This is a genomic window from Glaciibacter kafniensis, assembly GCF_039538945.1.
In the GTDB taxonomy this organism is placed as follows: Bacteria; Actinomycetota; Actinomycetes; order Actinomycetales; family Microbacteriaceae; genus Cryobacterium; species Cryobacterium kafniensis.
The window spans coordinates 4,914-24,991 of record NZ_BAABCN010000018.1 but is presented as its reverse complement, the minus strand read 5'-3'; the positions used below and the strand labels follow the sequence as shown (position 1 = coordinate 24,991).

Below are 20,078 nucleotides of genomic sequence, written 5' to 3'. Positions count from 1 at the left end.
CGCGCCGAGATCTCCCATTCGACGGAGATTTTTCGTGACACGCCGTCTGTCCGTCGTATTTTGGGGCCAAAACTTCAGAATCTCCGTCGAATGGGAGGGCGACACCTCTGGCGTGCGTCGCCTATCCCCCATTCGCGGGTGATTTCGACAGGGTGGCGGGTTATCCTGAAGACAACCTGGCCTCCCGCGTGGCTCACCCTGCCGCCCTCAACAACGGACTCATCCTGAGCATCATCATCGGCTACGACGCAACGACATTGCGCGAGCAAGCAGACCCCCAGGCCGCCCTCGCGCGGCTTGACGAACTCGGCGAGCTGCGCAGCTTGTCGGCACTCGAAGAGAAGATCACCCTGCTGCGCCTGATCGATCGTCTCGACGAAGCGGCGCTGATCGCCAACGAGGCAGTACGCCTGTCGCGATTCACCGGTGACCGCAAGCAACTCGCGTCCAGTCGCATCCGTCGCGCCCAGGTGCAGCAGTACCAGGGCAAACTCGACGAGGCGCAGGCCGAACTCAGCCACTGTGTGCAGGAGGCCGAAGCTCACGAGTGGCTGGATGTTGCGGCGTCAGCCCGCGAAAATCGCGGCAAGGTGCACTTCGATCAGGGCAGCTATGAGGCCGCCGCCGCCGACTTCACCGCAGCAGTTTTCTTGCGGGAGCGCGCCGGAGCATCGCCTCAAGAAATCGAAAACTCGCTGCTCGCCGTCGCCGTGATCGAAAAGTTCATCGCCGCAGACGACGCATCACGCTAGTTCGTCGCGTTCTTCGCCTCTGCTACACCTCGCCTCGCTTCACGAGTTGCGCCATGCTTGATTCACGCAGCCCCGCCCTGCCCTCACAGTGAGGAAGAGAGTGACCATGCCCAGGCCGCCGTTTCGAGCCTCTCGCGCTTGTCGTGCATCGACAGTCGCGATCTGTGCGTGTGTCGCTCTGACGGTCTGTGGCTGCACCGTCGGAAGCCCGCGCGCGACACCGTCGACCGGGCAGCCGGCCACCGAGACTCCCCTGCGCGCCACCCCCACCCTGACTGCTTCGCCGTCGCCGGTGGCACTGCCGGTGCGTCCGGTGGGCGACCCCGTCGCGATCGCCTCACATCTGGACGCGCCGTGGTCGATCCTGCGTCTGCCCATGCCCGGCGGCGGAACTTTGATCAGCGAACGTGACACCGCGACGATTCGTGAGTTGCTGCCCGATGGCTCGCTCCGTGCGGCCGGGACGGTCGCCGAGTCGCATGCCGGCGGCGAGGGCGGGTTGCTCGGACTCGCGTTCCTGGCTGCATCAGCCGCGCCCATCGCATCCGCGACGCCCAGCGTCTCTCCCGGCGCATCAGCCGCGCCCACCGTCTCTCCCGGCGCATCCGCCGCTCCTAGCGTCTCTCCCGGCTTTTCTGCAGGACTTGCTCCCAGTGACTCCGGTTGGGTCTACGCGTACGTCACCGCTGCCGACGACAACCGAATCGTACGGATGCCACTGACCGGCTCGGCGGGAGGCTACGGTCTCGGCGCGTCTGAGCTCGTGCTCGCCGGCATCCCGAAGGCGGCAAATCATGATGGCGGTCGGATCGCGTTCGGGCCGGATGGGCTGCTCTATGCGACGGCCGGTGATGCGGGAAACACGGCGAATGCGCAGGATCTCGGCTCGCTCGGCGGCAAGATTCTGCGCATGACGGCCACGGGTGAGGTGCCGGCGGGAAACCCGTTCGGCACGCTCGTCTACTCCTGGGGGCACCGCAACCCACAGGGCATCGCCTGGGATGTCCAGGGGCAGCTCTGGGCGAGCGAGTTCGGCCAGAACACCTGGGATGAACTCAACCGCATCGTCGCCGGCGGCAATTATGGCTGGCCGATCGTTGAGGGGATCGCTCCTGCCGGCGCAGCCGACCCCGCGTTGATCGACCCGGTGCATGAGTGGCCGACCGACGAGGCCAGCCCGAGCGGCATCGCGATCGTCGGCGACAGCCTGTTCATGGCGAGCCTCCGCGGGGAGCGTCTCTGGCGCATCCAGTTGTCCACAGGCGAGGTCGACGACTGGTTTGTGCACGACTTCGGGCGGCTGCGCGATGTGGTGTCTGGCCCGGATGGCACACTGTGGTTTATGAGCAACAACACGGATGGCCGGGGCGACCCCGCCGCGGGCGACGACCGTCTCTATCAGGTGCAGGTGTCGCGCTGATGGCCGACCTCGAGCGGGTGCGCGTCTGGGCGGATGCCCTCATCACCCTGCATCTCGACCGCGGCTGGTCATTCGGTTTCGACAATGCAAAGAAGCGCGCCGGGCTCTGCAACTTCACCGATCGGCACATCACTGTGTCGCGTTATCTCGCGGCGCGGTATGACGACGATGAGATCCACCAGATTCTGTTGCACGAGGTCGCGCATGCACTCGCCGGCCCGCGAGCCGGGCACGGGCCACGGTGGAAGGCCGTTGCGGCGAACATCGGCTACGACGGAAAACGCACGCACGACGGCGAGATCGCCGACGAACTGGCCCCCTGGGTCGGAACCTGCCCTGCCGGGCACACACACTATCGCTATCGTCAACCGACCCGTCCGCTGGCCTGTGGCCTCTGCGGGCGCGGCTTCAGCGCTGCCCATTTGATCACCTGGTCGCGGCGAGAGATCACCGCGGCGGCGCGGCGGCGGGCTGCGGCGGCAGCGGGAAATTGACTCTGTCGTAACCAGATACACTGGTTACATGACGCTTGTGAACAACGACACCGCTCGCCCCGGACAGACGGGCCAGTGGCTTATCTCAAGCGACGGGCAGCGTTGGTGGTTCGACTCCGGGTCGATCGCGCTCGACTTCGCCTACACCGGCGACCTCGGCGACAATCCGGCCGGGGAACTCCTGCACACCGCCGGCGACCTCGCCGACTGGCTCAATGAACGTTACTCCCCTCAGACCGTGGTCACCGACTCGGCGGAGTCGTCGGCTGAGTCACTGTCCGACTCCTCGGCGGCGGACTCCTCAGCGACCTCCTCGGCAACGGCCTCCGTGGCCGCGGCGCCGACCCCCCGCATCCAGACTCAGGAGCGCGATCTCGCCGACGCCCTCGCCCTGCGCGGTGCGATTGCCCGCCTCGCGACCGCAGCGGCCGATGGCCGGGATGCCGACGGCCAGGACATCGACATCGTCAATCTGTTCGCCGCCACCCCCGACATCCCGCCCGCCCTGACCGGTGGGTCGCGGCAGGCCGGCCGCACCTCGCCGCGCGCCGGGCAAGCCTTCTCGACTCTCGCGCGCACCGCGGTCGAGCTATTCGGGCCAGACACCGACGGGCGGATTCGCTATTGCTCGGCCGACGATTGCACGATTCTGTATCTCGACACCTCACGTTCGGCCAACCGCCGCTGGTGTTCAATGCAGCGCTGCGGCAATCGAGCGAAGGTGCGGGCGTTCCGGGAGCGCAACGCGGCCTCTGCCGCGACATCGGCACCCGCGACATCGGCAACCGAGTCGACGGCCGAGTCGACGGCCGACAGCGCTTCGGTCACCACGCTGTCGCGTCCGCGGGTCGCGCGTCATGCGCTTGAGGCGCCGACGCTGCCCTAGCGTCTCTGCCGAGATCGGTCAGTTCGGGTCGATCGGGTGATCGCCTGATCGCCTGATCGCCTGATCGCCTGATCGCCTGATCGCGCCAGCCGCTCAGGCCAGAAAGTGAAACTCGCCGGTGGCCACGACCTCGGTACTGGAATCCAGCTGGCTGGCGGCACGAATCTCGTCCTGACGCCCGAGTGCCCCCAACGCGAGACCCGTCTCCGACGCGCTGACCAGGTGGCGGATGGCCTGCTTCAACCCAACGAATCCGGCGGATGCCGCGGCGGCTTCCGGTGAACAATGATCGATGCCGAGGGTTGAGAGTGCGTCAATGACGGCGCCGGCCACGAAGAGATCCTCGACGGCGAACCGGAGGGTTCCGTCGGCGCGACGCTCACCGGCTGCGATGACCGCGACGGAGAACCGCGCACCCTTCTCGGCCTGACGGGCGAGCACCCAGTCGGCCACGGCGGAGCGATTGTTCAGGCTGGCCGAGATGACGTGCTGCGCCTGCCCGCGGTTCGTCGTGCCGGCCGCGCCCGCTGCGCCCGCGAAATGCGCGCCGTTTGTCGTGGTGGCCGGCAGCGCGTCGGCAATGACGACAACGTCGGCGCTGGCGGAGAGCGCCTGGAATCCGGCCGTTCCCCAGTCGAATCTGACCTGATATGCCTGCTGAGGCTGCGCTTCGTTCACGCATTCAGGCTACCCGGCGCCGTGCCCTCCGTGCGGGTTTCGTCGTCACGCAACGTCTCGTTTCGCGGATTCCGATCTCGCACCCGAGCTGGCCAGTGGCTAACTCCGGTAATCCTGGCGGCCGGCCGACATCCGTCGCACTGGTCCGCGGTCCGCGCCGGCGCTCCGGCCGGATTACCGGAGTTACCCTCACACGTCCTCGCTCTTCTCTTCTGTAAGCACACTGTGCAGCCGGTGGCTAACTCCTGCAATCCTGGCGGCCGGCCGACATCCGTCGCACTGGTCCGCACTGGTCCGCGCACTGGTCCGCGCACTGGTCCGCGGCTTGGGTCGGCACCCCCGCCGAATTGCCGGAGTTAGCCCCACACAAGTCGGCAGAGCGCCAGGCAGCTCGAGCGACGGCCGGGACTAATGAGCGTCGTAGCGCGCGAGGGCGTCGGCATCCGTCGCGAGGGTCATCGCCCGGCGGGCGGTGTCGAGGGCGGTGACGGGGTCGGCCTCCGCGTCGGCGAGAGCGAGTTGGCGCTCGGCCTCGGCCAGCCGGGTGCGGGCCGGCGCCCCGACTCGACCGGCCCTGGTCGTGATGTAGTCGCGGGTCACCGCGATCTGACTGCGCGCCGCGAGCAGGGCGCCGGTGAGCGCATCGCGGGCGTTCTCCAGGCGCAACTGTCGGTTGCGGGCCTCGGAGCGGGTGACGTCGAGGCCGTCCATCGCCTCACGAAGACGCACCAGATCTGCCGCGGGATCAGACAACCGCGCCGGATTGCGCAGTTCGACGATCACCCGGTCGGCCCGCGCGATCACCTCGTTGAGGGTGGCCCGCGCCTCGGTCTCTTCGTGGGTGTCGCGCAGCGCACGAGCTTCGGCCAGCTCCGCATCCGCTGCGGCGAGCGCATTGCCCAGGGTCGCGTAGCCGATGTGCAGCTGGTCCTCGCCGGTTTCGATGGCGTCGAGCAGCTGGGTCGCGCGAAACAGACCGTGCTCGGCGGCACGCATCTGGTCGCCGACGGGTTCCTGTGCTCCGCGGCCGATGCGAGCGGATGCCTCATCGACGGCCGCGCGGGCCTCGCCGAGTGAGGCGATGGCTCGGTCAAGATTCGCGCCGATAGCGGCGAGCGCCGGGGCAGCGTAGGTCAGGGCGAGGCGCTCCAAGGTGGACTTTCCGGCTTCGACGCGGTCTTCCGCCCGGAGGAGCCGGCGGTGGAGCTGGTCGAGCAGCGCCGGTGCTTCGCGTTCGACGCCACGGCGGGAGTCGAACGTGCGCGTTTGCGCGTCGATGCGCGCGGTGGCCTCTGTCGCGAGGGTGATGATCTGCTCGTTCCAGCGCCGGCGTTCCGCATCGGAGTCCGGCACCGCATCGTCGAGCTTCTGCTGGAGGGCGAACGCATCGCGCAGCTGCCGGCGCGAGGTGGTGAGCGCTGTCGCGAACTCACGCGTGGAGTTCTCGCCGAACTGCGCGAGGGCGAAGCTCAGCTCATCGGCGGCGGACTGCACGAGGTCGTCGGCGCGCACGAGGCTGATCGCCGCGGTGCGGGCAAGGTCGGCGGCAATCGCATTCTCAGCGTCGATGCGGGAGCGGGTGCGTCGGCGCAGCACGGAAACGAGCACCAGCACTCCCGCAGCAACGGCCGCGAGAACGATGAGCGAGGGTACCCACCAGAGTTCGCCAGCCATGGTTCGAGTCTAATGAAGCCGGGCGCGGAGGCGATGACGCCGGGCCGCGACTGCCTGCCACTCTGGGCGCAGGGTATCCCGCGGGGCGCGGAGGCTTGCGCGCGCCGAGCGGGATACCCCACGCCCAGATCTGCTCGCGGTCTCGGCAGGCTCGACCAACGCGGGGCACGCGGTCTCGAGCCGACCGACCTGCCGCGCGCAGCATCCGTCGACTTTGACCGTTGCGGTCGAGACACCCCGGTGCGCCGGTCAAACTCGACCGCAAGTGTCAAGCTCGGCGAAGAGAAGACCGGCGGGACAAGCGAGAGCGGCGATGCCGAGCGCCGCCGCTACCGGCGGCGGCGGTCGTCTGCCGACGGGCGCCGCATCTGCAGACGGATCTCCTCGAAGTCATGCTTCGTGATCTCAAGCAAGCCGCGGCGCAGTTGGTACCCCCAGTCGGGGTTGCCGCGGCTCAGATCGAGCACCGGCAGAAGCGGCCGGATTGAGGTGGCCACCGCGGCATGGTCGTAGTCGACGCGGCGGCGCCACGGGCGATAGTCGGAGTCGGTGGCCTGGAACACCTCGCTGTCGATGATGCGTCCGATGGCGGTGAAGTGCTTGAGCGGAGGGCCATCGACCTGCGTCCGAGGCGAGTAGTAGACGAGACCGTCAGACTCCCGCATCCGCTCCAGCAGACCGCGCGCGCCGTGGTTCGTCTGCGCGAAGCCCTGCGCGACTCCGCGCAGCACATTCTCGCGCTGCACGACGCCGAGCCAGTATCTGATTGCCACGCTTCAGTTGTACTGCATCGGGCATGCACGCAGACTGGGGGCATGCGCGTGCTGCTGAAAGAGATCCTCGATTGCGACCCGGATGCCGCCTGGCGCGCCCTCCGCAGCCCGGCAGTTTTGCAGGAGGTCAGTTCCCCCCTCATGGCGCTGCACTCCGAGGAGGCGACGGGTTTTCCGACGATCTGGGCCGCGGGTGCGCATCCGGTCGGCCTGCATGCGCTCGGTCTGATTCCATTCGGCCAACAACGCATCGACCTCGCGGTGTCGACCAGGCAGCACGGCAGCGTGCGTATTCTGCGCGATACCGGACGCGGCGTTTCGGGCCCGCTCGCGATCCTCACCCGGTGGGATCACACCATGGCGATCTCTGCCGACCCGGCCGGCAGCGGCAAGACTCTCTACCGTGACCAGCTGATCTTCGAGGCCGGCCCAGCCACGCTGGCCCTCTGGCCGAGCTTCTGGGCGTTCTGGCAATGGCGGATGCGGCAACTCAAGCGACTCGCCCCGAGCTGGCGGCTCGATCTCGGCGTCGACGATCCCGACTTCGTCAGCGGTTCCCCGGTACCTGGTTCAGGAGTGGATGGCGTGTCGCCTACCTTTTCGGCCCCTGACACGGGCGACTCGCCGCTCCCATCCTGAAGCCGGTCCCCGTTTCGCGGACAGAGCAACCGATTTGGGGCGCACCCTGCTGGTGATCCCGACTTCGTTGCTAGCCTGAACCCATGAGCTCATCCCTCGGAGCCTTGCAAATTGCCGATTGGCGCCGCCGCGTCTTCGGCCTCTATGCCGGCGTGCGCCAGCTGAGCGTGCGCAACCCGGCGGCCGGCCACGAGCTGTGGCGTTCGGGGCGTGACGAGCTGTTCGCCGGGCATCCGTCATCGCCGTTGCTGCCCGACGACCGGGCCGCGTTCACCGGCCTCCCCGTCACGGCCTACGACCCCGATTGGCGCTTCGAAGTCGAGGTGCACCGGGCAGAGGAACCGCTGCGCATCAGCGTCGAAACCGGCACCGACGGCACAGTTCCGTTCGATCTCGTCGGTTCGGTTCGCCTGCCGTACATCGGCTCGCTCGACGTCTGGCGACTCGCCAGCTACGCGGGCGGGCTGTTTCTACCCGTGAAAGATGCCCTCGCCGGCAAGCCGGGCGGAACCTATGGCGGCGGCCGTTACCTGCTCGACACGGTCAAGGGCGCCGATCTCGGCCCCGGCGCCGACGATGACACCCTCATTCTCGACTTCAACTTCGCCTACAACCCGTCGTGCGCCTACGACCCGATGTGGGCGTGCCCGCTTCCGCAGGCCGGAAACATCGTCGCGGTGGAGGTTCCCGTCGGCGAGCTGTATCACCCGATGCACTAGCGAGCGCGCGCCGAGACTCGGCAGCTGCGACTGCAGCCGCAACGGCACACTGCCGATGCCCACGGCCGGGAACGACCGGTACTCGCTCACTTCGATGGGCGGTGGATGTCAGTCGAAGTGAGCGAGTATGCCTTCAAGCTCATGAGCCGCTGCCTTTACCGCCACTGCGATCGCACCACGGTTCTCTTCTGACAGGCGGTACCCCGGAGCGACGACCGTCACTGCTCCGACGAGCCTGTCCCTGACTCGGATACCTGCAGCGCTGGCCCACACACCCTGATCGACCTCGGCCGCGCTCTCGGCGTATCCGGTGACGCCGATCGCGTCGAGGTCTCTCTCGAGGGTCTCGCGAGCCTGCTTCGATATCGCGGGCCCCACGCGCTGGAAGTACTGGGCAAGTTTCGCTGCGGAAAGGTCACTGAGCAGGACCTTGGCCGCCGCGCCACTATGCAACGGCATCAGATTTCCCGGGCGAAATGAGATCGAGATCGGATGATCGGACTCGGCGATCGCGAGGCAGACCGCTGAATCGTTGACCCGCCTCAGATAGAGCGAGGTCTCCCCCGTTGTCTCTGCCAACCGGTCAAGGATCGGCTGCGCCTTCGCGCGGTAGTCGAACGATGCCTCTGCCGCACGCGCCAGCCTCAGCACCTGCGGCGACAGCACGAATCGTCCTTTCTCCCTCTCCTCGATCAGGTCCATCTCGCGAAGCAGGGAGATGTAGCGATAGGCACTTGGCACGGATATATCGTGATCCTCGAGGAGATTCTCGACGGTCAACTCTGGTGTGTTCTCATTGAACTGAAGAAGAATCTGAAGCACTCGACGGGCGCTGTCGACGCCTTTGGTGCGCTGCGGCTGCGCGGGCACTGCGTCTCCGTCTGTGGCTGATCCGGTTTCCCGGTTCTCTGTCGGCTGATACGGTTCCATATCACCTACCTGTCTGTCTGTCTATCTACACTAAGGGCACGTCGCGGGCATGATCGAGTTCGGCTCACTTCCGTTGGGTGCTGAGCACCGCAAGAGCCGCCTCCAAACCTGCACCGATGTCGACCGGCATGCCCAGATCGGCGAGTGTGCGCCCGAGCGCGGCGAGTCCAACGACGGAGTAGAGACCTCCCGCTGTCGGCCCCATGTGGGACAAGCGAATGAGATTTCCCGCCCCCTGTCCGTGCGACAGCATCACGCCGTAGACCTCACGAGCGTGGTCGCGCACCACCGCGTTGTCGATAGTGTCAGGAAGCCGGATTGACGTGACGCACGCCGACGCGAACTCCTCGTTCTTCGCCCACAGCGTCAATCCCATCGCCAGAGCGCCGGCCCTTGTGACCTCCGCGGCCGCCTCGTGCCGGGCGACGACGGCGTCGATGCCCTCTTCGAGCGCCTGGTCGAGCGCGGCCTCGAGCCCGTTGATGTCGCTCACCGATGGCGTGTAGGGGAACCTGCCTTCACCGAGCCACTTCTCCTTCCAGTCGATGAGCGAGAGGTAGGAATCCCGTGGAGCAGCGGGGTTGGCGTACATCACGTCCCAGGCCTTCTGACTGACCGAGACAAGGGCGACGCCGGGAGGGCCGCCGAGGCACTTCTGGGCTCCCGCAACACAGAGGTCGAGTCCCCACGCATCGGTCTCCCACGGCATGCCCAGGACACCGGACACGGTGTCGACGTAGGTCAGGATGCCACGATCGCGGCACATCGGGCCGATGGCGGCGACGTCGGTGACGGTTCCCGACGGCGTCTCTGAGGCGACGAGACAGACCATCTGAATCTCAGGGTGTTGGTCGAGATATGCCTCGACCTGCGCAGGTGAGACGGCGTCGTCGTAGCCGACCTCGATCTCGTGCAGCTCTGCGCCGAAACCGGCGATCCAATAGCCCGTTCCCTTGCCGAACACGCCCTGAACGAGGTTGAGCACATGCATCCCCGGTGTGATGAGCGAGCGCAGCGCGCCCTCGAGCCCGACGATGGCCTCGCCCTGCATGAGCACGATGTCATTCGTGGTCTTGAACATCTGCGCGACCTTGTCTTGGGTGCGCTCGAACGTTGCCCTGAACTCGGGGTCGTAGTGGTACAGGATCGGCTTGCCGAGAGCAGCAAGCGTTCGGGCGGAGACCGTGACGGGACCGGCGGAGAGGGTGAAGTCGGGCAGTGCCATGTTGTAGTTCCTTAGCTCTGAGAATGGGGATCGGGATCAGCGGGCGCCGCGGGTGTATGCAGCGCCCAGGGCCGGCGGAACGACCGAGGTCCGCGCGAAGATGATCAGTGTGAGGATGACGACGATGAATGGAATCATCTTGATAACGTCAGCCGATACGTCATATCCGAGCACCTGCAGCGCCGGACCGATTGCCACGGTGAAGCCGTAGACCAGGGAGGTGACGGCCACCAGTATGACCCGGCCCCGAGAGAGCATCGTGATGACGATGGCGATGAAGCCGAGGCCATTCGTGATGAACGGGGTGAATGTGGACGTGGTGATCAAGGCCAGATAGGCACCGCCGAGGCCGACGAAGGCACCGCTGAGAATGACGGCATGCGAACGGATCTTCATGACGCTGCCGCCCGCCGCGTCCAGCGACGACGGCTTTTGACCCGCAGCCCTAATCGACAGGCCCCAGTTCGACTTGGAGAGGAAGAACCCGGCCACGATCACCAGGATGACCGAGACCCAGAAGATCGCGGACTGCTGGAAGAGGGCCGGCCCGATCACGGGGATGTCGGCCAGAACGGGGATCCCGAAGTCGGGAGGCGATCCGAGGCTCGTCACCGACTTGGCATTGTTCTGCAGGTACAGAACACTCGTGATGCCCTCGCCGATCAAGGTGACGGCGAGACCGATGACGATCTGGTTGAGCCCGAGCCACACATTGAGCACGAGCATCGCGAGGTTGGCGACGACTCCGCCGACGGCGCCGGCAAGCATGCCCAGCCAGAAGTCGCCGCTGGTGAGCGTCACGATGAATCCGGTGTAGGCGCCGATGAGCATCACACCCTCGATACCGAGGTTGAGCACACCGGCCTGCTCACCGATGTTTTCTCCGACGGCGGCAAGCATGAGGGGCATCGCCTGCGCGATGACCGTCGCGATGAACACCGTGACGAAGGCCGCTGACAGCATGTCGCTCATGAATCCTTCCTTCCGGCAACGCCCTGGAACGGTCGCAGCAGTGTGCGCTTCAGCCCGTGAGGCAAGTAGCTCTGTCCGAGCCGGCGCTTTTCGCCGACGTACTCGGTGATGGTCATGAAGATGAGGATGAGGCCAACGATGACGAGCAGGAAGTCGACGTTGAGTCCGGCCTGCTGCGCGGCGAGTGTGCCACCGGTGGCCAGCACCGCATAGAAGCCGACGAGAGGGATGGCCGCAATCGGGTTGAGTCGCGCCAAGAAGACAAAGGGCATCACCGCGTCGCCGTAGTGCGGATTCCAGTTGGCACGCTGATAGCTGTACTGTCCCAAGACATCGATCGCCCCGGCGAAGGCGATGAGGCCGCTCGAGAGCGCGAACAGCAGAATGACCATCCAGGTCGAGTTGATGCCCATGTGTCGTGCAGCCTTGGGGCTGGCACCGAAGATGTCCATTCGCATGCCGAAAGACGTGCGGCTGAACACGAACTGGGCGACACACGCCAGCACGAGCGCGAAGATCAGACCGATGTGAATGTTGGTGCCGGGGATATAGGCAAGCAGGTTTTCGTCGGCGATGACCGCCGTCTGCGGCTGCGGAGTGGTGGTGTCTTTAAATGGCCCCTTGATGAGGAGATTCGCGACTCCGACGCCGATGAACGACATGACGAGCGAGGTGATGATCTCATTCGTGCCATAGCGCGCCTTGAGAATCGCGGGAACGAGCGACCAGACTGCACCGACCGCGAGCGAACCGACGAAGATGACGAGCGTTGCAAGCCAGCCCGGCAACGCCTCGAACAGGTAGGGCCCGAATCCTGAGGCCACCACCGCACCGAGAAGGTATTGACCGTTGTAGCCCAGGTTCCACAGCTGACCGCGGAAGGCGATGATGAGTCCGACCGCAACGATGAGCAGCGGGGCCATGAGCACGAGGCTCCGCTGCCAGTTGAGGCCGGTGACGCCATAGGTCCAGACTCCGGCGAAGAAGTCGAGGGGGTTGCTCCCCATTGCAAGGATGATAAGGCCAGCCACGATCAACGCCAGGAGAACCGGCAGTACCGATCTCACCAACTCTTCGAGAAGCTTGCTGGCCCTGCTGTGATCCGAGCGCATCATTGTGCGCCCTCGATCGCTCCGGTCATGAAATGACCCACTTTCTCTGCTGTTCCGGGTCCGTCGTTGGTGACGCTGCCCACGATCCGGCCGCTGGAGATGATCTCGATGCGGTGGGAGAGCTCGACAAGCTCGTCTAAGTCCGTGGAGAGCAGGAGCACCGATCCGCCGTTCGCGGCGAAGTCGATAAGGATTTCACGCACCAGGCGCACGGTCTTGAGATCGAGCCCATAGGTCGGCTTGTTCACGACGACAAGTTGGGCGCCGTGCGCGAGTTCGCGTGCCAGAAGAATCTTCTGGATGTTTCCGCCAGACAGCGTGCCCGCCCGCGTCGCCGGTGACGGGGTTCGGATGCCGAACTTGTCGATTTGAGTTGCGGCTTCGGCATCGACGGCCTTGCGTTGAATCTGACCGAAGCGCCAAAACGGCCGCTGGCCGATGCGCTTGATGACGAGGTTGAGCGCCACAGACATCGAGCCGATGGTGCCTTCGTGCAGACGGTCATCCGTCACATAGCGGATGCCGAGCTGTTGCCGCCCCCGAACGCCCAACCGAGTCACGTCCTGACCCTCGAATCGCACGGTGCCGGTCGACACCGATCGCTGGCCGGCGACGAGCTCGGCGAGCGCCCCTTGGCCATGCCCGTCGATTCCGGCAATGCCGAGAATCTCACCTTCGCGCACCTGGATGGTCACATCAGTGGCCTCGACGTCACGCCCCAGGCCACGGCTCGAGACGCCGGTGAGTTCGAGACGTACCGCTTGAGTGGTCCGGTCGATTGCCTTGGTCTCCCTGGTCGCCGTGGTGGCGCCGGCAAGGTCGGCAGCGTCGGCGCCGACTGCGCTGATGTCCTCACCGAACATGGCACTGAGGATCGCGTCTTGCGCCTGCTGCTCATCGTAGGAGTGAAGCTCGTCGACCGAGATGTGGCCGACGTTGCGGCCGCCCCGAAGCACGGTGACGCAGTCCCCCATGGAGTACGCCTCGCGGAGCTTGTGGGTGATGAAGACCACCGCGAGTCCCTGGCTCTTCACCCGTTCGATGCTCTCAGCGAGGTGGTCGATCGCCTGCGGGGTGAGCATCGATGTCGGCTCGTCGAGGATGAGCAGCCGGCTGCCCTTCCAGATCGCCTTGGCGATCTCCACCTGCTGTTGCTGGCCGAGACCGAGGTCGGAGGCGAGCGCATCCGGATCGATCTGCGCACCCAGCAACTCCGCGAGCTCGCCGAGTCGCTCAATCGCCCGCTTCTTCTCGAGCAGCAGCCCGGTCTCGCCGAGCATGAGATTTTCCAGCACGGTGAACGCGGGCACCAACGTGGAGTGCTGGTGAACGACACCAATGCCGTAATCGACAGCGGCCTTCGGGGAGTTGATCGTCGCCGTGACGCCGTTGATGGCGATCGTGCCGGAGTCAGGCTGTTGCATGCCGGCGAGGATGCTGATCAGCGTCGACTTGCCGGCGCCGTTTTCTCCGAGCAGGCAATGCACCTGCCCGCTCACAATATCGAGCGAGATCCGGTCGTTTGCAACGACCCCGGGAAATGCCTTGGTGATCTCTCTGAGGGAGATCACGTCCGGTGCAATCGGTGTAGTCAAGAAATTCTCCTGGGCAAGAAGCAGGGGGCTGGATGCCGGCGGCCGCGATGGCCGCCGGCACCTCACATGGTGGTGGTGCAGCGAGCGGTGGGGATCAGGCGCCCTTGGCCGCGACTACTGCCTTGACTTCGTCGGCCGATTCTGCCGGGGTCGGCACGATCGATCCGTCGATGATTCCCGCCTTGGCGGTCTCGATGGCGGCCAGGATCTCAGCCGTCAGGTTATCGGTCTTCTGCAGCGTCAGGCCCTCGTTTTCGACGGTGAGCTCGTAGCCCTCCGCGCCAAATGTGCCGGCCTCGACATCCGTGATCGCCTGCACGTACGTGGGGCCGTAGTTCCAGAGCACCGAGGTGAGGAGCACACTCGGGTCGTTGAGGCCCGACGTCACGTCGCCGATGTCGGCGATGTACTTGACGCCCGGAGCTGCCTCGACGGCCTGGAGGTAACCGTGCGTTGCACCGTCGCCCATGCCGAAGATGACGTCAGATCCCGCGGCGATGAGCTGCTCTGTTGCGGTCTTGCCACCCGCAGCGTCGGCGTACTCCGCCGGACCGACGGAGGTGTAGAGCACCTGGATCGTCGGGTCAACGCTGTAGACCCCCTCTGCGAAGCCTGCGGCCATCTTGAACCAGTTGATGTCGTCGGCCGAGACCACGATGCCGATTGTCTTGCTCGTGGTCGTCATGGCTGCAGCGATGCCGGCGAGATAGCCGCCCTCCTGCGCCTCAGTCTTGGTCACTGCCACCTTTCCGGGAATGTTCTCGCCCGCATCCTGAATGAGGATCGGAACCCCCTTCGCCTTTGCGACGCTGGTGCCGGCGACGCCGTAACCGGAAGCATGGGCGACCACGAACTGGGCTCCGCTGTCGATGACCTGGCCGAGAACAGTCTCGGCGTTGTCCCACCCCGCGTCGGGCACCAGGGTCACTTCGATGCCGAGTTCTGTGGCTGCCGACTCTGCGCCGACGAGCCCGGCCTGATTCCAACCGAAGTCAGATTCGTTCTCAGGGGCGACGAGGGCAAACTTGGCGACGGTCGTGCCGGCCGACGAGGCCGGGTCGGTAGCCGGGGCGGCTCCGCCACGACCTCCCGCACAACCTGCAAGGCTGAGGGCGAGAGCGCCCGCCGTCGCGACGACGGCGACACGGGTGATGGTGCGACCTCGGGTGCCGCTTCTGAATGCAAACATTAATGGAAGTCCTCTCCAGGTGGGGTGCCCCATCTCCGTTGTGTTTTGCAGTGCTGTCTTCTCACAATGTGCGGGGTAGGCGCTACAGTATGAGAAGAATGGCCGCCACGTCAACGATGACTTGTAGGTTTTACTCCCCCGAAACACACGTCCCCCAAGATGCGAGGGTAAGGAGGTTCCCATGAACCGTCAGCACGCACTCGTTTTGCTCGCCGCCGCCGTGCTCGCACTCTGCGGCTGCTCCGCCTCCGTTCCACTCTCCGAGCCTGACTCTGCGGCCCTCGCAACCCTGGCCGAGGTGGCGGGCCCCAGCTCAGATGTGAACGCGGACCGCATCACATCCACCGAGTGCTGGCTCCCCTCCGCGCATGCCATCGAAGACCCGTCCGTCGACAGCGACACACTCTGGCGCGTGCTCTGCCGGGTGCACTACACGGATGACAGTGGCGAGCGCTACCAGGACGCGACCTGCATCGGGGACTTCGCCAGTGATCCCATGCTCGACCACTGCTACCGATGGGCTCACTACGACTTCGCACCCACCTTCGAGGACTTCCCCGCCGTCTCGGCCGACTGATCCCGTGTTGCCGACACGTTAATTCCTCGGGCAAGTCTTGACAGCGTGAATTAAGTTCTCATAACGTGAGCAGTCATTAACGCAATATGAGAATGAATGCGAAGCGAGGTCACGATGTCCGATCCCAAGGTCTACCTGCTTGATGGCGGAACGCTTGTCATCGACGAGTCAGACGTGCATTGGCACATCAACGCCGGCAACCCTGTGCGGTTCCCTGTCTACAGCGTGCTCATCGAGCACCCCGACGCGCTGATTCTCTTCGATACCGGGTTCGATCTGGACCACGTCAACAAGGTGCTGCCGTTTGAGCTTCCGGAGCAGACTCCGGAGCAAACCATCCCTGCCCAGCTCGCGAAGGCCGGCTTTGCACCCGAAGACGTGGACATCGTCGTCAACTCGCACTTTCACTTCGACCACGTGGGCGGAAACAAGTACCTCACCAACGCGAAGACGCTCGTGCACAAGGAGGAGCTGCGCCACGCGAAAGTTCCTGAGCCGTTCGAGCGTCTCGGCTACTCCGACCTCACGTTCGATCACGCCGGCGTCAGCTACACCCCCATCTCCGGTGACTACGAGATTGTGCCGGGCATCTGGCTCTTCGAAACGCCGGGCCACACCATCGGGCACTACTCGCTCTTGGTTCGTATGGAGCAGGAGAAGAGCATGCTCTTCTGCGGTGACGCGGCCTACACCCACACCACGCTCGAGAAGGAATGGATTGCCGGATTCCACCTCGACCCGACGAAGTCGGTTGAGGCCATTCGACGCCTCAACTACCTGGCCCGCACCGAAGACGCCGACGTGTACCCATCGCACGATCTCGAGCCGTTCCTGAATTGGAAACTCGCACCGGAGTATTACGGCGGCAAGTAGCCGCCGCAGCCGACACGAACAACGAAAGAAGAAAACAGAAACATGGCTAAGACAGAACAGCGCGTTGCCCTCGTGACCGGAGCCGCACAGGGAATCGGAGCCGCCATCGCGGAGGAATTGGCCGCAGAGGGCATGAAGGTCGTTGTCGCTGATATCAACGGCGCCGGAGCCCAGACGGTCTCCCAGCGCATCGGCGGCGTCGCGAAGACGCTCGACGTGAGCAACCCAGAGCAGGTGGCCACCGTCATCGGCGAGATCGTTGACGAGCTCGGCCGCATCGATGTGCTCGTGAACAACGCCGCGCTCGTACCTCTGACCCCGTGGGCTGACATCAGTTTTGAGGAGTGGCGTCGCGTGATGTCGGTGAACCTCGACGGCATCTACCTCGTCACGCACGCCGTCACGGCGATCATGGGCAAGGCCGGCTACGGTCGCATCGTCAACATCGCATCGAACACCTTTGTCGCTGGCACGCCGGACTGTGCACACTACGTCGCAACCAAGGGTGCCTCCATCGGGCTCGTTCGTGCGCTGGCCGGCGAGCTCGGCCCGCTCGGAATCACGATCAACGCGGTCGCTCCCGGCATCATCGCCAGCGAGGGCGTGCTCTCGGGCGCCCACCAAAACGGCTTCGACTACGTCGTGCCGATGCAGGCGATCAAGCGTCGCGGTGTTCCGAGTGACGTCGCCCCCGCCGTTGCGTTCCTGGTGTCGGAGAAGGCCGAGTGGATCACGGGCCAGACCCTCGTCGTCGACGCCGGACATACCCGCAACTAGATCGTGGCGCACATCGACGTCTTGATCATCGGGGCGGGTTCGGCCGGCAGCGTCTTGGCGAACCGCCTCAGCGCTGACCCGTCTCGCCACGTCACGGTGGTCGAGGCGGGCGAGCGGGTCACCGATCCCGAGATGCGCAAGCCTGAGCTCTGGCCCCTGATCCACGGCCGCTCCTACGATTGGAGCTACCGCACGACGCCGCAGCCCGGAATCGCCGGCCGCAGCCTCGACTGGGCACGGGGCAAGGGGCCCGGCGGGTCCAGCCTCGTGCACGCGATGGCTCATATGCGCGGATGCCGCGCCGACTTCGATCGATGGGTCGAGGCGACCGGCGACGAGCGCTGGTCATGGGACTCGCTGCTGCCCTTTTTCATCGGCTCTGAGACGTTCTCCGGTGGAGCGGATGCTGTGCACGGCGCTGACGGACCGCTCCCGGTGCTGCTTCCTGGCACCGAGCTGTCGAGTCCGCTTGTGCAGGATTATCTTGCGTCCTGGCACGCACTGGGCGTGCCGCGCATCGCCGACCACAACGGCGGCGAGATGCTCGGCGCGACTGTGAACTCACTCACGATCCGTGACGGAGAGCGGGTCACGGTGTGCGACGTCTACCTCGATCCGGTGCAGGGCCGCCCGAACCTCACGCTTCTCACTGGGGTGACAGTGCACCGGCTGGTCATCGTCGACGGCCGGGTCACGGGGGCGTTGGTCACCCGTGAAGGCGTGGACGAGGTCATCGAAGCCGACGAGGTGATTCTTGCGGGCGGCTCGATCGGCGATCCCCTGCTGCTCATGCGCTCCGGCGTCGGCGATCCGGAGGTGCTCAGAGCCGCGGGCGTTGAGGTCGTGCTCGAGTCGCCCGGCGTGGGAAAGAACCTGCATGACCACCTGCTCGGAGCCGGCAACCTCTACCGAGCACGTCAGACGGTTGCGCCCACCAAGCTGCAACTCTCCGAATCGATGACGTACCTATCGCTCAAGGGTCTCGGCGAGACATCCGGTGCGGCGGATATCGTCGTGGGCTGTGTCGTCGGGCTGAGCGCGTCGGAGTCGTTCGCCGACGGCGCCGTGGCCGAGCTGAACCCGGGCGAGGGCTACACGCTGCTCTTCGGGGTCACCAACCCGACTAGTCGCGGCTCACTCCGCATCAGCGGGCCCGATGTGGGCGATGAGCCAGTGATCGACCCGAACTACCTCGACACGGAGCACGACCGTGCGACGTTTCTGGCCGCACTCGAGCACGCCCGCCTCGTCGGTGCATCCGCCGGCATGTCGGGGTGGCGCGAGGAGGAGCTCCTGCCTGGCTCAGCGGTGACCACTCACGACGATCTCGAGGACTTCATCGCCCGTGCCGTGATCACGCATCACCACCCGGTCGGCACCCTCAGCATGGGCGCCTCCGCCGACGCACCAGTGACACCGGATCTCCGCTTCCGCGGCCTTGACGGGCTGTACGTCGTCGATGCCTCCGTCATCCCGTCGATCACGGCCGGGCCGATTCACGCCGCCGTGCTGGCGATAGCGGAATCGTTCGCCGCCTCGTATACCCGCTGACGGTTACAACCGCCGGCAACAAGCGTCGGATACCACCGGCATGGGTTCAACACGAAAACCTCCTGTCCCAGAACTGGGTCATTCTCAGACCCGCTCTGCGTCAGGAGGTTTTCGTCACCTCCGCTGCGACCGCGGACAGAACGCTAGACGTCGGCGCCCAAGAAGAGGCGCTGTGCCGTGCGGTTCATGACATCTTCGAGCGCGTCGCCTTCGAGTCCGCTGAGCTGCACCTTGAGTTGCTCGACCTTCGGTTCGTGCCACGGGCCGTCCGAGCCGTACATCACTCGGTTGGAGCCGACCTTCTGCACCGCCTCGAAGATTTTCACGCTCATCGGCATGCCGCTGGTTTCAAGCCAGACATTCGGATGACGCTCGGCCACCTTAATCGACGCGTCGATGTAGATGATGTTGCCGTGGCCCATGTGCCCGAGGATGATCTTCGCGTCCTCGTATCGTGAGATGAGCTCCTCGATGCTCCAGGGCAGCGAGAAGATCGGATGCCCGCAGTGGATGAGTGCGGGCAGGTCTCGCTCAATCAACAACTCGATGATCGGCCAGACCATGGGATCGTCAGGGTGAAAGCCGTCCATGAGCGGATGCAGTTTGACTCCCCGAAACTTCGGATCGTCGAGAAAGTCCCGTAGCTCTGGCAGTGGATCGCCGAGCTTGGGGTTCGCCCAGTACAGCCCGTATGCGCCGGGGATGTCTTGGATCACCCTCTGCACCATGGCGTTGTCCTGATGAAAGATCATCGCGGTGTCGATGTCGTTGCCGGCCAGGTAGTCGGCCAGGCTCGCCTCATCGAGGTTCACCCCAAAGGTCGGGAAGGCGCCAACGTGCATATGCGCGTCAGTGATGGCCATGGGAGCCCTCCTAGTCGCGGGAGAAGTGTCCGACATAGCGCGCCTGCTCGATGATCGAATCAGCGTACGTCGCGAGAAACTCCTCCCGCGCCGGGGTGCCTTCCACAGCCGCGCCCAGTGCGTACAGGGAGAAGTAGTAGTGGTGTTGGCCGTGACCGAACGGCGGCTGCGGGCCGGACCACCCGGCTTCGCCGAGCCCGTTCGGCCCCATCCGAACACCAGGTGCTTCGAGGTCGAGCGAGGTGGCGTCGGCGGGAATGCCGTAGACCACCCAGTGGGTGAAGCCGTGGGGAAGCGGCGCATCCGGGTCGTTCAGGATGAGAGCGAACTCGACGGTCCCCTCCGGCGCACCCGAGATGTCAAGTGCCGGCACGAGGTT

General features: G+C 65.4%; 21 protein-coding genes. 10 read left to right on the top strand and 11 right to left on the bottom strand.

Going from position 1 to position 20,078, the window contains the following annotated elements:
- Nucleotides 1–188: 188 nt before the first annotated feature.
- From ABD791_RS20670 to ABD791_RS20655, 4 genes are all read left to right on the top strand, one after another.
- Nucleotides 189–752: a hypothetical protein gene (locus ABD791_RS20670; protein ID WP_345069825.1), complete on the top strand. Its 564-nt coding sequence runs from the start codon at nt 189–191 to the stop codon at nt 750–752.
- A gap of 106 nt (nt 753–858) precedes the next feature.
- Nucleotides 859–2,172 (top strand): PQQ-dependent sugar dehydrogenase, encoded by a 1,314-nt coding sequence (locus tag ABD791_RS20665; protein ID WP_345069824.1) that lies wholly within the window; start codon nt 859–861, stop codon nt 2,170–2,172.
- Nucleotides 2,172–2,666 (top strand): SprT-like domain-containing protein, encoded by a 495-nt coding sequence (locus ABD791_RS20660; protein WP_345069822.1) that lies wholly within the window; start codon nt 2,172–2,174, stop codon nt 2,664–2,666. The genes ABD791_RS20665 and ABD791_RS20660 overlap by 1 nt, the downstream gene beginning before the upstream one ends.
- A gap of 28 nt (nt 2,667–2,694) precedes the next feature.
- Complete coding sequence (locus tag ABD791_RS20655) at nt 2,695–3,552, top strand: CGNR zinc finger domain-containing protein (protein ID WP_345069821.1); 858 nt, start codon at nt 2,695–2,697, stop codon at nt 3,550–3,552.
- Nucleotides 3,553–3,645: 93 nt separating this feature from the next.
- On the opposite strand, the gene ABD791_RS20650 is transcribed toward ABD791_RS20655, so the two are convergent.
- The 3 genes from ABD791_RS20650 to ABD791_RS20640 form a co-directional block, all read right to left on the bottom strand.
- Nucleotides 3,646–4,230: a 2-phosphosulfolactate phosphatase gene (locus ABD791_RS20650; RefSeq protein ID WP_345069820.1), complete on the bottom strand. Its 585-nt coding sequence runs from the start codon at nt 4,228–4,230 to the stop codon at nt 3,646–3,648.
- A 408-nt stretch (nt 4,231–4,638) separates the two neighbouring features.
- Nucleotides 4,639–5,904: a coiled-coil domain-containing protein gene (locus ABD791_RS20645; protein WP_345069819.1), complete on the bottom strand. Its 1,266-nt coding sequence runs from the start codon at nt 5,902–5,904 to the stop codon at nt 4,639–4,641.
- A gap of 329 nt (nt 5,905–6,233) precedes the next feature.
- Nucleotides 6,234–6,677 carry an EVE domain-containing protein gene (locus ABD791_RS20640; RefSeq protein WP_345069817.1) on the bottom strand — a complete coding sequence of 148 codons (444 nt, stop codon included), beginning with the start codon at nt 6,675–6,677 and terminating at the stop codon, nt 6,234–6,236.
- Between the two features lie 42 nt (nt 6,678–6,719).
- Between ABD791_RS20640 and ABD791_RS20635 the strand changes: the two genes are divergently transcribed.
- Both ABD791_RS20635 and ABD791_RS20630 read left to right on the top strand, forming a co-directional pair.
- Nucleotides 6,720–7,316: a hypothetical protein gene (locus tag ABD791_RS20635; RefSeq protein ID WP_345069816.1), complete on the top strand. Its 597-nt coding sequence runs from the start codon at nt 6,720–6,722 to the stop codon at nt 7,314–7,316.
- An 83-nt stretch (nt 7,317–7,399) separates the two neighbouring features.
- Nucleotides 7,400–8,035, top strand: a complete 636-nt coding sequence (locus ABD791_RS20630; RefSeq protein ID WP_345069815.1) for a DUF1684 domain-containing protein — start codon at nt 7,400–7,402, stop codon at nt 8,033–8,035.
- Nucleotides 8,036–8,143: 108 nt separating this feature from the next.
- On the opposite strand, the gene ABD791_RS20625 is transcribed toward ABD791_RS20630, so the two are convergent.
- The 6 genes from ABD791_RS20625 to ABD791_RS20600 all read right to left on the bottom strand — a co-directional run bounded on the left by ABD791_RS20625 (nt 8,144) and on the right by ABD791_RS20600 (nt 15,058).
- Entirely contained in the window at nt 8,144–8,905 is a 762-nt protein-coding gene (locus ABD791_RS20625) for an IclR family transcriptional regulator (RefSeq protein WP_345069814.1), read from the bottom strand.
- 124 nt (nt 8,906–9,029) lie between these two features.
- On the bottom strand, nt 9,030–10,190 hold the full coding sequence (locus ABD791_RS20620; RefSeq protein WP_345069813.1) for a pyridoxal-phosphate-dependent aminotransferase family protein: 1,161 nt from the start codon (nt 10,188–10,190) through the stop codon (nt 9,030–9,032).
- Between the two features lie 36 nt (nt 10,191–10,226).
- Nucleotides 10,227–11,162, bottom strand: coding sequence for an ABC transporter permease (locus ABD791_RS20615; RefSeq protein WP_345069812.1), 936 nt, complete (start codon nt 11,160–11,162; stop codon nt 10,227–10,229).
- Entirely contained in the window at nt 11,159–12,274 is a 1,116-nt protein-coding gene (locus tag ABD791_RS20610) for a putative B6 ABC transporter permease subunit 2 (protein ID WP_425562281.1), read from the bottom strand. The genes ABD791_RS20615 and ABD791_RS20610 overlap by 4 nt, the downstream gene beginning before the upstream one ends.
- Nucleotides 12,274–13,869, bottom strand: coding sequence for a putative B6 ABC transporter ATP-binding protein (locus tag ABD791_RS20605; protein ID WP_345069809.1), 1,596 nt, complete (start codon nt 13,867–13,869; stop codon nt 12,274–12,276). The genes ABD791_RS20610 and ABD791_RS20605 overlap by 1 nt, the downstream gene beginning before the upstream one ends.
- Nucleotides 13,870–13,963: 94 nt before the next feature.
- Complete coding sequence (locus ABD791_RS20600; RefSeq protein ID WP_345069808.1) at nt 13,964–15,058, bottom strand: putative B6 ABC transporter substrate-binding protein; 1,095 nt, start codon at nt 15,056–15,058, stop codon at nt 13,964–13,966.
- Nucleotides 15,059–15,239: 181 nt separating this feature from the next.
- On the opposite strand from ABD791_RS20600, the gene ABD791_RS20595 reads away from it, so the two are divergent.
- From ABD791_RS20595 to ABD791_RS20580, 4 genes are all read left to right on the top strand, one after another.
- The gene (locus ABD791_RS20595; protein ID WP_345069806.1) at nt 15,240–15,635 is read left to right on the top strand and encodes a hypothetical protein; all 396 of its coding nucleotides are present in this window, start codon (nt 15,240–15,242) and stop codon (nt 15,633–15,635) included.
- Nucleotides 15,636–15,749: 114 nt separating this feature from the next.
- Nucleotides 15,750–16,508 carry a 4-pyridoxolactonase gene (gene pldA, locus ABD791_RS20590; RefSeq protein ID WP_345069805.1) on the top strand — a complete coding sequence of 253 codons (759 nt, stop codon included), beginning with the start codon at nt 15,750–15,752 and terminating at the stop codon, nt 16,506–16,508.
- A 42-nt stretch (nt 16,509–16,550) separates the two neighbouring features.
- Nucleotides 16,551–17,285: a pyridoxal 4-dehydrogenase, SDR-type gene (pldH, locus tag ABD791_RS20585; protein WP_345069803.1), complete on the top strand. Its 735-nt coding sequence runs from the start codon at nt 16,551–16,553 to the stop codon at nt 17,283–17,285.
- Nucleotides 17,286–17,288: 3 nt separating this feature from the next.
- On the top strand, nt 17,289–18,836 hold the full coding sequence (locus ABD791_RS20580; protein WP_345069802.1) for a GMC family oxidoreductase: 1,548 nt from the start codon (nt 17,289–17,291) through the stop codon (nt 18,834–18,836).
- Nucleotides 18,837–18,979: 143 nt separating this feature from the next.
- On the opposite strand, the gene ABD791_RS20575 is transcribed toward ABD791_RS20580, so the two are convergent.
- Complete coding sequence (locus ABD791_RS20575) at nt 18,980–19,699, bottom strand: amidohydrolase family protein (RefSeq protein ID WP_345069801.1); 720 nt, start codon at nt 19,697–19,699, stop codon at nt 18,980–18,982.
- Nucleotides 19,700–19,709: 10 nt separating this feature from the next.
- Nucleotides 19,710–20,078 (bottom strand): YbhB/YbcL family Raf kinase inhibitor-like protein (locus ABD791_RS20570; protein ID WP_345069800.1); only part of this gene is annotated, 369 nt, incomplete at its 5' end.

Excerpts from the sequence above, each read along its gene's own strand:
- ABD791_RS20665 (WP_345069824.1), top strand. The coding sequence starts at position 859 with ATGCCCAGGCCGCCGTTTCGAGCCTCTCGCGCTTGTCGTGCATCGACA.
- ABD791_RS20660 (WP_345069822.1), top strand. The coding sequence starts at position 2,172 with ATGGCCGACCTCGAGCGGGTGCGCGTCTGGGCGGATGCCCTCATCACC.
- ABD791_RS20655 (WP_345069821.1), top strand. The coding sequence starts at position 2,695 with ATGACGCTTGTGAACAACGACACCGCTCGCCCCGGACAGACGGGCCAG.
- ABD791_RS20645 (WP_345069819.1), bottom strand. The coding sequence starts at position 5,904 with ATGGCTGGCGAACTCTGGTGGGTACCCTCGCTCATCGTTCTCGCGGCC.
- ABD791_RS20635 (WP_345069816.1), top strand. The coding sequence starts at position 6,720 with ATGCGCGTGCTGCTGAAAGAGATCCTCGATTGCGACCCGGATGCCGCC.
- ABD791_RS20630 (WP_345069815.1), top strand. The coding sequence starts at position 7,400 with ATGAGCTCATCCCTCGGAGCCTTGCAAATTGCCGATTGGCGCCGCCGC.
- ABD791_RS20620 (WP_345069813.1), bottom strand. The coding sequence starts at position 10,190 with ATGGCACTGCCCGACTTCACCCTCTCCGCCGGTCCCGTCACGGTCTCC.
- ABD791_RS20615 (WP_345069812.1), bottom strand. The coding sequence starts at position 11,162 with ATGAGCGACATGCTGTCAGCGGCCTTCGTCACGGTGTTCATCGCGACG.
- ABD791_RS20610 (WP_425562281.1), bottom strand. The coding sequence starts at position 12,274 with ATGCGCTCGGATCACAGCAGGGCCAGCAAGCTTCTCGAAGAGTTGGTG.
- ABD791_RS20600 (WP_345069808.1), bottom strand. The coding sequence starts at position 15,058 with ATGTTTGCATTCAGAAGCGGCACCCGAGGTCGCACCATCACCCGTGTC.
- ABD791_RS20595 (WP_345069806.1), top strand. The coding sequence starts at position 15,240 with ATGAACCGTCAGCACGCACTCGTTTTGCTCGCCGCCGCCGTGCTCGCA.
- pldA (WP_345069805.1), top strand. The coding sequence starts at position 15,750 with ATGTCCGATCCCAAGGTCTACCTGCTTGATGGCGGAACGCTTGTCATC.
- pldH (WP_345069803.1), top strand. The coding sequence starts at position 16,551 with ATGGCTAAGACAGAACAGCGCGTTGCCCTCGTGACCGGAGCCGCACAG.
- ABD791_RS20575 (WP_345069801.1), bottom strand. The coding sequence starts at position 19,699 with ATGGCCATCACTGACGCGCATATGCACGTTGGCGCCTTCCCGACCTTT.